Source organism: Photobacterium chitinilyticum, from assembly GCF_004104355.1.
Taxonomy (GTDB): Bacteria; Pseudomonadota; Gammaproteobacteria; order Enterobacterales; family Vibrionaceae; genus Photobacterium; species Photobacterium chitinilyticum.
In genome coordinates this window covers 465,419-477,788 of record NZ_RJLM01000003.1, presented here as the reverse complement: position 1 = coordinate 477,788, position 12,370 = coordinate 465,419, and the positions used below count along the sequence as shown (strand labels likewise).

Genomic DNA, 12,370 nt, shown 5'->3' with positions numbered 1-12,370 from the left:
AGGGCAAGGCCTCGATAATCAATTACATTACCGGATACTACAGCCAAGTCAGGCCACATCAATACAATGGTGGGCTAACACCGAACGAGTCAGAGCGCCGCTTCTGGCTCACCCATAAAACCGTGGCCAGTTTTACTTGACCACTTCACCTGGGCGGCACCGAGCCGTTGTTGGCTGTTAAGTATCAGCTCGTGATCATGGTGGCGATATTTATCTCTGCGACTTTGTCTGTCGCCACTTCATTGGCTGTAGTGAGTCGATATGCCTTTAATCGCTATGGGCAGCTGACCATTTAATATGCTGATTTTAATATTTATTCTGGTCATTTTAAATGGTATAGACGGAAGGTATATTGCGAGAGGGTAATTGCCAGAAACAAAATGATATCATTTGTTTTTTGAATGGGCTTTATTTTGTAAAAAGGAAAGGCGAATAATGCCATATTCCCCTTTATGCAATGGGGAATATAGTACTGTTTGATATACTTTTGTCGATTTTGAAGTTAGCGCAGTTGATTTCTTTTTTTATTTATCCTGTTATGTGTTTCTTTTTATTAATTATTTAAAAGTTTTAGATTGAATCTAGGAGTTCTTTGGAATCATCATTGCCATTGAGGAAAGCTTCATTAAGCCAATAGGCCCCTTGCTCAATCTCTTCCTGGCTGCTAGCCGCTAGAAGCAGGTTAGCCCCCAGCTCGTATTGGGCTTCAGATTCGCCGTTTTGAGCAGAACGTTCGAACAGTGTCAGGGCTCGTACTTCATCTTTTAGGCAGTGTTTTCCTTGCTGGTAAAGAGATGCGAGATAGAGTTGTGCGTAGCTGTCATTGAACTTATCACCTAGCTCTAAATAAAAAATCGCATTATTATAATCATTTACATCAAGATAATATTGATACAATACTTCTGCGATGTCTGCATTATCAGATGAGGCATTTTTTAGCTTATATAGAAATTCATCAGTGACTGAAGAACTTGTTAATTTATCTTCAATTTCATCGATGGATAAATTTGTCGTATTGTTTGTCATAACCTAGCTCAAATATTAAAGTGAGCAATGAAAATAACAGATCAAAAAAAGATAATAAAATAATACCAAATATTTAAAAGTGATATTAAATCAATATGCTAGTTTTTGCTTTTTGTAATTTATTTGTGATTTCAGACGCTTAATTAGTCGTAAAAATGAGGAGAAAATCACGAAAAAAGGATTGTTTGCTGGTTTTTTATACGATTTCGGGTGTCTCCTTCTTAGAGAAGGCGGTGTTCGGCAGAATTTTGTACACTAGAGCGACGAACTTCCTCTGCGGATTAGCTATGACCATTTCTACCGATATTTTGCGTAAAGTTGCTCAGGTGACGGGAGCCGAGAGCATTGCCGAAACGCAGTTGATCCAATCATTGTGGGGAGGATACGGTGAACTTTTTCGAGCCTCGCTAAATAACTGCCGGCATTCGTCGGTGATCGTTAAGCATATCAAGTTGCCACAGCCTAAACAGCATCCTCGAGGCTGGAATACGGCGATATCACATCAACGCAAGCTGACTTCCTATCAAGTGGAAGTAAACTGGTATCAGAATTTTGCTAATGATTGTTCCGAGCAGAGCCCTGTTCCGAAGTGCCTGTTTGTCGAACAGCAGGATAATGAAATATTACTCGTTCTCGAAGATTTGAAAGCGCTTGGTTTTACTGAGGTTTATAAGGAAGTCGGACAGGTTCAGGTTAAAGCTTGTCTTAGCTGGCTGGCCTATTTTCATGCTTATTACCTTGATGTCGAACCGGATGGCTTGTGGGAAATAGGGACATACTGGCATCTGGACACTCGACCCGATGAGCTGGCGGCATTGACTGATAGAACGCTTAAAGATTCAGCAGAGGAAATCGATCTTACGCTCAGGCACAGCCGCTATCAGACCTTGGTGCATGGGGATGCCAAGCTTGCCAATTTTTGTTTTACGCCGCAAGGCGATCGTGTTGCCGGTGTCGACTTTCAGTATGTAGGTAAAGGGTGTGGCATGAAAGATGTCATCTTGTTCATCAGTAGCAGTGTTTCTTTTTCCGAGTGTGAAGCGCGCGTGCCTGGCTTGCTTGATCATTATTTTTCTGAGCTTAGGCAAGCTGTTGCTGAGTTACAACCAGATGTTGATCCCAATCTTATTGAGCAAGCATGGCGGCCACTTTATTGTGTGGCATGGGCTGACTTTCAGCGATTTGTCAAAGGTTGGTGCCCGGAGCACTGGAAGATCAATGCTTATACCGAAGGATTAACCCTGCATGCATTGGCGCAATTGAGGTAACTAATGGAACTTTGCACTTCGCAGTTAGAGCAGCTATTGGCGCTGGCAACTGAAGCGGCCTTAAAAGCCGGATGTTATATTTCCACCTTTGATCGCTCGCTGTTGCAGGTTGATCGCAAGGCTGCAGGCAACAGCCTGAGTTCGCAAGTCGTGACCCAGGTTGATCTCGATAGTCAGACGATAATTCTCGATGTGCTCCAACCCAGTATCGATCACTATGATTTGGCTGTTCTTAGTGAGGAAAATGCCAGTGAGGACAATGTTTGCGGCCATCCTCGGTTTCAGAAAGCTTATTATTGGTGTATTGATCCGCTCGATGGGACGTTGCCGTTTATTGAAGGGTCGGCTGGTTTTGCCGTTTCTATCGCCTTGGTCAGTCAATCTGGCGAACCTGTGATTGGCGTGGTCCATAACCCAGTTACAGGTGATACTTATCAGGCTCTCAATGTAAATACTTCTGATGAAAAGCCTGATGTCGATGGAAAAATATTGCTGAAAAACAGCCAGCTCTGGTTACCCGAGGTCAATAGTCAGCACTTCACCTTGTATATCGACCGTAGTTTTAAGGCTGATCCTCGCTATGCATCTTGTATTGAAAGTCTGGCATCATTGGTAAAGAGCCATGGTTATGACGAGTTGAACGTAGTGACCAACTGCGGTGCTGTCATGAACGCGATCGGTGTGTTTGAGCATGCTCCCGCGTGCTACCTCAAACTACCCAAGGCACAGAAAGGTGGTGGTAGCCTATGGGACTTCAGTGCAACGGCTGCGATAGCCCGGGCGTCATCACGGTTGTGGGTCAGTAATATTAACGGTGAGCCTTTGGATCTTAATCGGACGGATTCTAATTTCATGAATCACAAAGGTGTGCTGTATCTCAATGGGATTGAAGGCAACGCATTCCTACAGGAAGCTGCTAGTACACACTTATTCAAATGAGAAAAGTCTCTGGTTATCAATGCCCTTAACTTGGTTGGAGAGCCAGTCAACAAAGCAAGATATTGCCTGATTGTCTCGGTGCCGGATCAGATAGTAGCCGGCATTGGCAGCAACAGGCTTAAACGGGGATACGAGCTTACCGGCCGCAAAATCCCCTTTGATCAGGGCACAGCGTGCCATCGCGACCCCGAGCCCGGCCTCTGCAGCTGCCATTGCCATGTCGGTGCGGTTAAAATAATGCCCTTGCTGGCTGTTGGCCGTGATCTTCATCGTAGTGAACCAGTAATGCCATTCGTAGTCCTGACGAGCATCCCGCCACGGCATTGCATCATGCAGTAATACCGCCGTTTCCCAACATGTTTTGCTCTTCCAGTCGAACTTGTCCCTGTAGCTAGGGCTCATTACCGGTAACAGGTCCTCGTTTAGCAGCAGGATTCCGTTGTTTGGTGGCTGGCGGCAGTAGTCAATCACCAGATCAAAGCTGGTGTCTTGGTGATCAACTAAGGCGCCTTCGGCAAAGGTCTGTATTTTGACTTCTGGGTATTGTTGATAGAAATCCTGAAGTCTTGGAACCAACCATTTGAATGCAAATGAAGGTGTGAGCTTGAGACGGACTTCTCCCTCTGCGGCGGGTAGCTGAAGCTGAGTGATTGTCTGATTGATATCGCCCAGACTCTGGCTAACCACATTGTACAGCTGCTGTCCTTTCTCGGTTAATCGGATCCCTCGTGAGTGTCTGTTAAATAAAGTGAAATTAAGCTGTTTTTCCAACTGACGGATCTGCTGGCTTATCGCTCCGGTGGTAATGTGCAGGTGTTCGGCGGCCTGGGTGAAGCTACCGTAACGGGCGGCAATATCAAAGGTTGCCAGACCAGACAAAGTACTGGTTTTAATCGGTTGCATGAAACGCTCTCTTGCACGCTTATAGTAAAACTAAACACAGCTGTTAAATATTATCGATTGTTATGTAAATGTAAATAACGCATTCTCCGTTCCATTAAGTCGCCTGCAAATTAGAGAGCCGTGAGATGGAAGTGATAGTTTTAGGAAGTGGTGTGATTGGCTTGACCTCAGCCTGGTATCTGGCACAGGGCGGACATGATGTAACTGTGGTGGAACGACAGCCCAAGAGCGCAGAAGAGACAAGCTTTGCTAATGCCGGGCAAATCTCGTATGGCTATTCATCTCCGTGGGCGGCACCGGGGATCCCGGTAAAGGCGATGAAGTGGTTGTTGCAAAAGCATGCGCCATTGAAAATCAGGCCATCAGTATCACCGGAGTTGTATCTGTGGGCGTCTAAAATGTTGGCGAACTGCAGCCAGAAAAAATATCAGATCAATAAAGCCAGGATGTTGCGAGTCGCTAACTATAGCCGTCAGTGCCTGCTGGATCTCCGCCAACAACATAACTTGCAGTATGAAGGCAGGCAGCAGGGTACGTTGCAGGTGTTTCGCACTGAAGCCCAGATAGAAGCCGTTGCCAAAGACATTCAGGTATTGGCTGATAGTGGAACCCGATACGAAGAACTTGACGTTGAAGCTTGTATTGCGGCAGAACCGGCTCTGGCCAAGGTGAAGCACAAGCTTGTCGGAGGCTTGCGCCTGCCGGATGATGAAACCGGTGATTGCTACCTTTTCTGTCAGCAGTTGACTGCACTTGCGAAGCAGGCCGGAGTGAAGTTTATGTTTGATACTGAGGTGGAAAACCTCAATCAGAATAATGGCAAGATCTCGTCGGTAACCACAAGCGCCGGAGAGTTAACGGCTGATGCGTATGTTGTGGCAACGGGCAGCTACTCTACGTCGCTGCTGTCACCGTTAGGGATTGATCTTCCGGTGTATCCGGTTAAGGGGTATTCGCTGACGATTCCAGTCTCAGATGAAACAGCAGCGCCGCTTTCTACCGTGATGGATGAAACCTACAAGGTAGCGATGACGCGTTTTGACGATCGTATTCGGGTGGCAGGCACGGCTGAACTGGCGGGGTTTGATTTTAGCCTGACCAAGCGGCGTAAGGAGACCATCGCGATGGTGATTAAGGATTTGTTTCCGGAAGGTGGAGATATCAACCAAGCAGAATTCTGGAGTGGCTTGCGGCCAATGACGCCGGATGGGACGCCGGTAATAGGAAAAACATCTTTTGCCAATCTGTTTACCAACACCGGCCACGGCACGCTAGGCTGGACGATGGCATGCGGCTCGGGAAAAATGCTGGCTGATATCGTTAGTGGCCGCAGCACAGATATCGATCCTGATGGTCTGGATGTATTTCGTTATGCCCCCTAACAAAACAAGATGAAGTTCGTTAAGGGGGATTGATTAGCAGTTGCCTTTCTTTGCCTGGCCTGGCGGGCAGAAGCTGCCGTTACTGTGGTTGTTGTTACTTTCATCCGTGGTTGCCTTGATGTTCACGCCGTCGACTTTACCTTCTACATGGGTTAGCTGGCAGCCACCGAGGAACAGGGTAAACAGGAGTAAGCTAAACAGTGTTTGTTTTTTCATTGCAGCGATATGGTTCAATTTAACATTAGATCTAGCGAGTATAGACGGTCTTGCTTTGGTGATTGTTAGGTAACAGTCAGAGAAATGTCAGTGATATAAAATATTCGGCTGAATGTGTATTAGAATTTAACTACGAGTAGTTTTTTATATTGCTGCTAAATCACTGACATCGTTATGAATGGATGGGACAACGGTTCAGTTTGGAATTCAATGTTCGGAGGCCATAAATGAAACGGGTCTTTTACATTAGCGATGATCTGGACGATCTGGAATTGGTGGAGTATGAACTGGAACTAAGTGGTATCAGTCCACCTCAAATTCACGTACTTACCGATAATGACACCGAGGTTGCGAGTCATCTTCACCCTGTGAAGGCAGTTATGCGCAATGACATTATTCACTCGATAGAGATTGGCGCTGTTGTCGGTGTTTGCGCCGCTGCTTGTGTACTTCTGGCGGCATTTTTTTCTGGCGTGACGGAAACTGTAGGTTGGGTTCCTTTTGTGATATTAGCTATTGTCATGTTGGGATTCATTACCTGGGAAGGTGGGTTGTTCGGAATTCAGGAGTTGCACTATCAGTTCCGTCGTTTTAAGCAGGTATTGAAGCAAGGTAAACATGTGTTGATGGTGGATGTGGAGCCTAATCAGGAAATCACACTGGCAAATGTAACGTTAGCGCATGATAAGCTGAAACCTGCGGGTATCGGCAAGTCTCCACCTCATTGGCTGATAACAACCCAAAATAACTGGGAGAAAATGAAACGTACTCTGCCGTAGTGCAATACCGTGTCAGAGAAGAGAAAAGGGAGGCGTGTAGGCCTCCCCTGTAAATTAAAACCCTCAACCATTAAAGAAGATGTCCCGAGCTGGAAAATATACTCAGCCTCGCTGGCCATCAGGGCGACCAGTACCAACAGTACCAGCGGCGGACGCTTTCCTCTATCAGCTTGGTCCATTTGAATACCTGCATTGACTGCCATGGCCATGGCCATGGTGCCGCTGCTGGTGATCTGTACCACTTCAAAACAGTTAGTTTCTATGGGATGCGCCAAGCGTATCGCCGAGCGATAATTTTGCTTACAGTGTGTGAGCGGTCAGTGTGATGGGAGGTTCTCCGTGTTGCCAACATCAGTGAATTGGGAACGATTGGGTATCGCATTAATTTTTACGATAGAAATTAAATAACTGGTGGCAAATCACGAACAGCTTGATGCAAAAGTGAGAACGTTCGCTATGGTTAAAAATATTCTCATAAAATCTGATTGTTAGGAGTGCTATGTGGCTGGAGCAAGTTTATTAGCCCTGTTAGACGATATTGCGACTGTACTCGATGATGTTGCGGTTATGAGTAAAGTGGCTGCCCGAAAAACGGCAGGTGTGCTGGGTGATGATTTGGCGTTAAATGCCCAGCAGGTTTCAGGCGTGAGGGCCGAACGGGAAATACCGGTTGTCTGGGCTGTTGCTAAAGGGTCATTTCGCAATAAGTTAATTCTGGTTCCTGCTGCCCTGCTTATTAGTGCTATTGCCCCATGGCTGATCACGCCCATGTTGTTAATCGGTGGCCTGTTTCTTTGCTACGAAGGGTTTGAAAAAGTGGTCGAGAAATTGTTCCATTCCCCTCGCCTGGAAGAGTCTGAACTGCTGGAAGGCATGGACAAGGCCGACGATCTCGTTGAGTTTGAAAAACATAAGATCAAAGGAGCTATCCGAACTGATTTTGTTCTGTCGGCTGAAATTATCGTGATAGCGCTGGGAACAGTGCAAGAGGTTCCCATGGTGACTCAGGTATTAGTGATAAGCCTGATTGCCATATTGATGACAATTGGTGTTTATGGTTTGGTCGCGGGTATAGTCAAACTTGATGATCTAGGGTTGTACCTAGTCAAAAATAGCTATGTCGCTTCATTTCAACATGCTATCGGTAACGGCTTGATCAATGCTGCGCCGTATTTGATGAAGATCCTGGCTGTGGTCGGGACCATTGCGATGTTCTTGGTTGGCGGCGGTATCGTTGTCCATAGTATTCCAAATTCCCATGTCTTGGTTCACCATCTTATTGAGCGAGTCGATATGATCCCGGGTGGCGTCCTGATGTTACCTGCGCTTATTAATGCGGCTATAGGTTTGCTTTCAGGGGCGGTGGTACTTGCCGGCCTGTCAGTCTTTGGTCGGGTTAAGGCGATGAAAAAACAAGCTTAATTCAACTGGCTATACCAAATTACGATTTGGTATTACCATAGCCCTGTATATTCAGCCTGATCTGATAGAGAAATAGAATGAAAAACGTTTTGCTCGCGACGGCCGTTGTTTCCTTTATGGGAGCGTCGAGTTTTAGTGTATCAGCCGAAATAGCGCCAGTGGCCTTCCAGGATCTCTCGGAAGTGATGGTTAAGTTTGATTCTGCCAAAGAGTTCCGTAAGAAAGCGCTGACCTACGGTCGTTTGCCACACCGTAGTGAACTCGGCCGGACGTTTCCGACTTATGTTGCCGATGAAAATGGCAAACCTAAATTAGAAACTGAGAATGAAGTGTCCGATACTGTAGTGATTGCTCGCAATCCCGAGCCGGTCAGTGGCGCAGTGTTTAATGAATGGCTAGTTCCCAAAGACAAGTGGGAAGCGACTTATGGTGAAATACCGGAGTATAGTCAGTTTGCACCGTTCAAACGGCTTAAAACCATCAAGGCTATCCCCATAACCGATAACGTATTAACCTTGTTGGGTAGTGAAGATGGTAAAACTGCGGTGATTGCGGTCGAATGGAATGAGCAGGGTATGAAAGTGTATAAAGGCGGTTATCTGGCTGATGGCGGCTACGGTATTGCTCCTGATGAGATGGCTAAGACGTATGAGGAAGTTGAGCCATAAGAATAAGGTTAAGTCATTTTCAAATCATATTCTTATAGTGAATCCCTGTATTCTGCCCCTGTATAGCTCTCGAAGAGCAAAATAGGATGAGGATATGAATCAGCAAAGTTTGACGTATATTTTGACCGCGAGCTGTCCCGGACGCTCGGGAACGGTTGATGTTGTAACCCGATTTCTGCGCGAATTTGGCTGTTACGTCACGGAGTTAAATTCTTTTGACGATGCACTGAACCACCGTTTTTTTATCCGCACTGTATTCCGTATGGAAGATAATGCACTGCTTGAGCAATCTGCTTTTTGCACGACTTTTGCCGAGCGGGCGAAAGCATTTGATATGGACTGGGCGCTGATGCCGTCAGATTATCGGCCCAAAGTGGTGATCATGGTGTCTAAATATGATCACTGCCTGAACGATCTGTTATACCGCTATCGAACCGGCAACCTTCCGGTTGATATTCGAGCTGTGATTTCCAACCACCCAGATCTGCAGTCTCTGGCTCAGTGGCATGGTATTCCTTACTACCATTTTCCGATCACTGCGGACACCAAACTGCAGCAGGAAGCTCAGGTACAAGCTGTCTTAGACGAAACTGGTTGTGAACTGCTGGTGCTGGCTCGCTATATGCAAGTGCTTTCTCACGAAATGTGCGTTCATTGGGCCGGAAAGGCCATCAATATTCATCACTCGCTGTTACCGGGCTTCAAAGGGGCCAAGCCTTACCATCAGGCTTATAACAAGGGGGTCAAGCTGGTGGGCGCAACAGCCCATTATGTTAGCGATGATCTGGATGAAGGGCCGATCATCACCCAGGGAATGGAAACTGTAAATCATACTGATTATCCCGCGGATTTGGCCCGGAAAGGAATGGATGTCGAATCTCTGACATTGGCACGCGCTATTCAATATCACATTGAGAAACGGGTATTCCTGTTTAATGATAAAACCGTGGTGTTTGAACGTTCGTGAGCGTGACTCCAGGTATTTGCAATCGCATCAAACATGACTGGCTATAGTTTTAGGAAGCAGGCGTGATATAAACGCCTCCTTCCTGATTATGTTTATTACCAGGTGTATTTGATACCGACACGTAATCGCGCCTGACGATCGTCAGTGGTACGATTTACTTTTACATCACCGATTTCGATGAATGGACGCCATAGCTCGCCGTCTTGGGTTTTGTATTTATACATCACGCGAATGTTTTGCAGATAGTTCATATCATCGTTGTCGAACTGTGGCTGAGCATTACCTTCCATTTCTTTCCAGATATCGAACTCATACTGGAAGTCCCACTTGTCAGTTTTGTAGCCCACCCAGGTATCGAACTGCTGGATCTTTGAGTGGTAAGGGTTGCCGTCTGTACCTGTTTGACCGTAATCCCACAGTTTCCACTTGTATCGGCCCTGAATGCGGAATCCATTATCGAAAGAGTAGTTCAGGCGGGCGTAAGGCACGTAAACAATACCAGCAGAAGTAAAGTCTAGCGATGCGCCAGCGATACCAACTGTATTTTCAAATATTTTGTTGTAATAAAATGCTGAAAATTCAGATCCGCTCATTGTCATGGTGTCGAAAGCACCATCATCGTTGGAGTAGCGCGCATCGAGCTCGAAACCGATGTTTTTGCCTGTATCAATAAACGCCTTAAAACGATCTGCGTGTTTTTCGGCTTCAGTTGTGTATTGATGGCGGTATTCAATTGTTGTTTTGTAGTCGTTTGCCAGGGCTTGTGAGGCTGTTGCTAATAATATTGATGCAGCAACAAATTTAAGTGTCGTTTTCATAGTAACTCTCTAATTGTATATAGGAATGTTTTGTAGCTATTTAATTTCTGGGTGTTTTAGGTATACGCATTGGCCGTATTCGCTGGCACTTCAGTCGGGCGCCATGGATCACCGGAATGCTCAAGCCAAGGCATTAATTCGTTCTCGATTAGCTCGCGGACTAGGGACTCGTTCTGGTCGGCAATATTTTGCATCTGATAGGGGTCCTGCTGGTTATCGTGCAGAACAACGGTCAGCGGCTTACCGATCTTTCTGTCCATCATCAGGGTGTAGCGGTCAGTCCTGACCCCTCGGCGACCATAAGACTGTCCGCCGTATGGCATGAAGGTGTAGAACTGCGAAGTGGGTTTGGTATCACCTTCAACACCGTGAAGGGTGTTGGCAAAGTTACTACCCTCAACGGTATCTGGGATAAGTTCTGGCATACCCATTAGGCCAAACAGGGTCGGGTAGATATCAGGTGCCGAGAACAACAGATCATCCTGGCGAGGTGCCAGCTTGCCTGGCCAGCGGAACATCATTGGGATCCGCATAGACTCGTTGTAGTGATTATTCTTGGTCGGCTTGCCGTGTGAACCCATACAACAGCCGTGGTCGGAGAAAAAGACCACCAATGTTTCTTCTTCTAGTCCTAGACGGTCCAGCTCGTTGACGATGCGGCCAAACTGCTCGTCAACACCGTGTACCATGGCCATATATTCTTTGAAGTATTCAGGGCCATACCCCTCCAGATACTCTTTGTCCCAGTTGACATTTGGTCGAGTATTCAGGCTTTCAGATGTTTCGTCCTGATAGCGATCCAGGTATTTCTGTGGCACCTGATCATACGGTGAGTGTGGTGGGTTCATTGATACAACTAAGGTAAACGGCTTGTCGCTGTCGCGATATTTTCCGTCTTCATTGCGCAGGTATTTTATCGCAATATCAGCTTCGTGCTCCGGACTCCACTGGTTAACTTTAATCGGTTGATCACGAGGTGTTTCATTGGTCCAGTACATTGGCGTCAGGTGCTTATCGTAAGTCCCGTAGGCATACCAGAAGTCAAAGCCATGACGGCGATCCGGTGCCGTCCAGTCATTCCAGTAGCGACCTTCCATTGGGTTGTTGTAGCTAGGAATGAAAGGGGTTTCAGGTGTATCAAGGTGCCACTTGCCGATATAACCCATGCTATAGCCCTGACCTTTTAGAATGTCTGACCAGGTGCGGGTGTGTTTTTTGAGCTCTATTCCGAAGTCTTTGCCGCCGAATTTACCTGGCATGGCTGTGTGGCTGTTGCCCTGAATTCCATTTCGGTAAGGGTATTGCCCGGTCATAAGCATGCCGCGAAAAGGGGTGCAGAGTGGAAAGTTGGAGACAGCTTGACGCAGTACCACGCTCTGGCCAGCAAAGCGGTTTAGGTGCGGGGTATCTGATGGGTCCTGATTCATAAACCCTAATGCGTGTGCACGCATCTCATCGGGAAATACAATCAGCAGATTTGGTTTCTTTTGGGGTTGCGCTTCAATATCACCGGCGGTGAGGGCACTTGGAGAAGTGCTGCACCCTGCTGTAGCGGCGACAGCACTGGTGGCTGCCATGCCTTTGAGTAGGCTACGTCGCGAAATAGACATATGTTCTCCTGAATATGAGTGTATTGGATGTCTTAAAAACAAATGAAAGTAATCGTTGTTTCATTTGGCTTGTGTTTTCTTATTTATTGAACTGTTATGCATTAGGTGCTTGCGAATTGCTTCGAATCGTAAGTGATCGAAATTTTATTGACTGTGTATTTGATCACAAAAAAGAAAACGAAAGTAATTTGGTGCTCGTGTCGAAAGTTATTGCTTATATAGGTCATACAAATAGCTAAAATTGCGACGGCTATTTACGGTTTGAGTTTGGCAATAGGCCTTTCGAAGGTTATGATATGAACAAATGCGTAAGTTCACGCAAGATTAAACGTAACAATGCGAAAGATTGTGAAAGAGATCAAAAGTTTTCAT

Annotated in this window: 13 protein-coding genes and 2 pseudogenes; 9 read left to right on the top strand and 6 right to left on the bottom strand. The window is 46.3% G+C overall.

The features are described from left to right. A pseudogene (locus EDI28_RS11065) lies at positions 1-140 on the top strand (IS3 family transposase); the annotation flags it as partial. Between the two features lie 9 nt (positions 141-149). Continuing rightward, positions 150-296: pseudogene (locus EDI28_RS11060) on the top strand (ABC transporter permease); the annotation flags it as partial. Positions 297-570: 274 nt separating this feature from the next. Here the strand turns inward: EDI28_RS11060 and EDI28_RS11055 are convergent. Then, positions 571-1,026, bottom strand: a complete 456-nt coding sequence (locus tag EDI28_RS11055; RefSeq protein ID WP_128783903.1) for a tetratricopeptide repeat protein — start codon at positions 1,024-1,026, stop codon at positions 571-573. A gap of 287 nt (positions 1,027-1,313) precedes the next feature. On the opposite strand from EDI28_RS11055, the gene EDI28_RS11050 reads away from it, so the two are divergent. After that, positions 1,314-2,294 carry a phosphotransferase gene (locus EDI28_RS11050; RefSeq protein ID WP_128783902.1) on the top strand — a complete coding sequence of 327 codons (981 nt, stop codon included), beginning with the start codon at positions 1,314-1,316 and terminating at the stop codon, positions 2,292-2,294. A 3-nt stretch (positions 2,295-2,297) separates the two neighbouring features. Further along, on the top strand, positions 2,298-3,233 hold the full coding sequence (locus EDI28_RS11045) for a 3'(2'),5'-bisphosphate nucleotidase CysQ family protein (protein ID WP_128783901.1): 936 nt from the start codon (positions 2,298-2,300) through the stop codon (positions 3,231-3,233). Here EDI28_RS11045 and EDI28_RS11040 read toward each other — a convergent pair. Further along, on the bottom strand, positions 3,222-4,136 hold the full coding sequence (locus EDI28_RS11040) for a LysR substrate-binding domain-containing protein (RefSeq protein WP_128783900.1): 915 nt from the start codon (positions 4,134-4,136) through the stop codon (positions 3,222-3,224). The genes EDI28_RS11045 and EDI28_RS11040 overlap by 12 nt on opposite strands. 125 nt (positions 4,137-4,261) lie before the next feature. Here EDI28_RS11040 and EDI28_RS11035 point away from each other — a divergent pair, with 125 nt between their 5' ends. Next, complete coding sequence (locus EDI28_RS11035; protein WP_128783899.1) at positions 4,262-5,518, top strand: D-amino acid dehydrogenase; 1,257 nt, start codon at positions 4,262-4,264, stop codon at positions 5,516-5,518. Positions 5,519-5,551: 33 nt separating this feature from the next. On the opposite strand, the gene EDI28_RS11030 is transcribed toward EDI28_RS11035, so the two are convergent. Next, entirely contained in the window at positions 5,552-5,734 is a 183-nt protein-coding gene (locus EDI28_RS11030) for a hypothetical protein (RefSeq protein ID WP_128783898.1), read from the bottom strand. Positions 5,735-5,961: 227 nt separating this feature from the next. On the opposite strand from EDI28_RS11030, the gene EDI28_RS11025 reads away from it, so the two are divergent. Continuing rightward, positions 5,962-6,513 carry an NAD/FAD-utilizing enzyme gene (locus tag EDI28_RS11025; RefSeq protein ID WP_128783897.1) on the top strand — a complete coding sequence of 184 codons (552 nt, stop codon included), beginning with the start codon at positions 5,962-5,964 and terminating at the stop codon, positions 6,511-6,513. Here EDI28_RS11025 and EDI28_RS11020 read toward each other — a convergent pair. Beyond that, entirely contained in the window at positions 6,456-6,788 is a 333-nt protein-coding gene (locus EDI28_RS11020; protein WP_128783896.1) for a hypothetical protein, read from the bottom strand. The genes EDI28_RS11025 and EDI28_RS11020 overlap by 58 nt on opposite strands. A 226-nt stretch (positions 6,789-7,014) precedes the next feature. On the opposite strand from EDI28_RS11020, the gene EDI28_RS11015 reads away from it, so the two are divergent. The 3 genes from EDI28_RS11015 (at position 7,015) to purU (ending at position 9,570) form a co-directional block, all read left to right on the top strand. Next, entirely contained in the window at positions 7,015-7,935 is a 921-nt protein-coding gene (locus tag EDI28_RS11015) for a DUF808 domain-containing protein (RefSeq protein WP_128783895.1), read from the top strand. 77 nt (positions 7,936-8,012) lie between these two features. Then, a complete protein-coding gene (locus EDI28_RS11010; protein WP_128783894.1) occupies positions 8,013-8,603 on the top strand; it encodes a hypothetical protein in 591 nt (196 codons plus the stop codon). Positions 8,604-8,697: 94 nt separating this feature from the next. Next, on the top strand, positions 8,698-9,570 hold the full coding sequence (gene purU / locus EDI28_RS11005) for a formyltetrahydrofolate deformylase (RefSeq protein WP_128783893.1): 873 nt from the start codon (positions 8,698-8,700) through the stop codon (positions 9,568-9,570). 95 nt (positions 9,571-9,665) lie between these two features. Here purU and EDI28_RS11000 read toward each other — a convergent pair whose 3' ends face one another. Both EDI28_RS11000 and EDI28_RS10995 read right to left on the bottom strand, forming a co-directional pair. Next, on the bottom strand, positions 9,666-10,388 hold the full coding sequence (locus tag EDI28_RS11000) for an oligogalacturonate-specific porin KdgM family protein (RefSeq protein WP_128783892.1): 723 nt from the start codon (positions 10,386-10,388) through the stop codon (positions 9,666-9,668). A 56-nt stretch (positions 10,389-10,444) separates the two neighbouring features. Further along, the gene (locus tag EDI28_RS10995; RefSeq protein WP_128783891.1) at positions 10,445-11,998 is read right to left on the bottom strand and encodes a sulfatase family protein; all 1,554 of its coding nucleotides are present in this window, start codon (positions 11,996-11,998) and stop codon (positions 10,445-10,447) included. Positions 11,999-12,370 lie beyond the last annotated feature (372 nt).

Excerpts from the sequence above, each read along its gene's own strand:
- EDI28_RS11055 (WP_128783903.1), bottom strand. The coding sequence starts at position 1,026 with ATGACAAACAATACGACAAATTTATCCATCGATGAAATTGAAGATAAA.
- EDI28_RS11050 (WP_128783902.1), top strand. The coding sequence starts at position 1,314 with ATGACCATTTCTACCGATATTTTGCGTAAAGTTGCTCAGGTGACGGGA.
- EDI28_RS11045 (WP_128783901.1), top strand. The coding sequence starts at position 2,298 with ATGGAACTTTGCACTTCGCAGTTAGAGCAGCTATTGGCGCTGGCAACT.
- EDI28_RS11040 (WP_128783900.1), bottom strand. The coding sequence starts at position 4,136 with ATGCAACCGATTAAAACCAGTACTTTGTCTGGTCTGGCAACCTTTGAT.
- EDI28_RS11035 (WP_128783899.1), top strand. The coding sequence starts at position 4,262 with ATGGAAGTGATAGTTTTAGGAAGTGGTGTGATTGGCTTGACCTCAGCC.
- EDI28_RS11030 (WP_128783898.1), bottom strand. The coding sequence starts at position 5,734 with ATGAAAAAACAAACACTGTTTAGCTTACTCCTGTTTACCCTGTTCCTC.
- EDI28_RS11025 (WP_128783897.1), top strand. The coding sequence starts at position 5,962 with ATGAAACGGGTCTTTTACATTAGCGATGATCTGGACGATCTGGAATTG.
- EDI28_RS11010 (WP_128783894.1), top strand. The coding sequence starts at position 8,013 with ATGAAAAACGTTTTGCTCGCGACGGCCGTTGTTTCCTTTATGGGAGCG.
- purU (WP_128783893.1), top strand. The coding sequence starts at position 8,698 with ATGAATCAGCAAAGTTTGACGTATATTTTGACCGCGAGCTGTCCCGGA.
- EDI28_RS11000 (WP_128783892.1), bottom strand. The coding sequence starts at position 10,388 with ATGAAAACGACACTTAAATTTGTTGCTGCATCAATATTATTAGCAACA.
- EDI28_RS10995 (WP_128783891.1), bottom strand. The coding sequence starts at position 11,998 with ATGTCTATTTCGCGACGTAGCCTACTCAAAGGCATGGCAGCCACCAGT.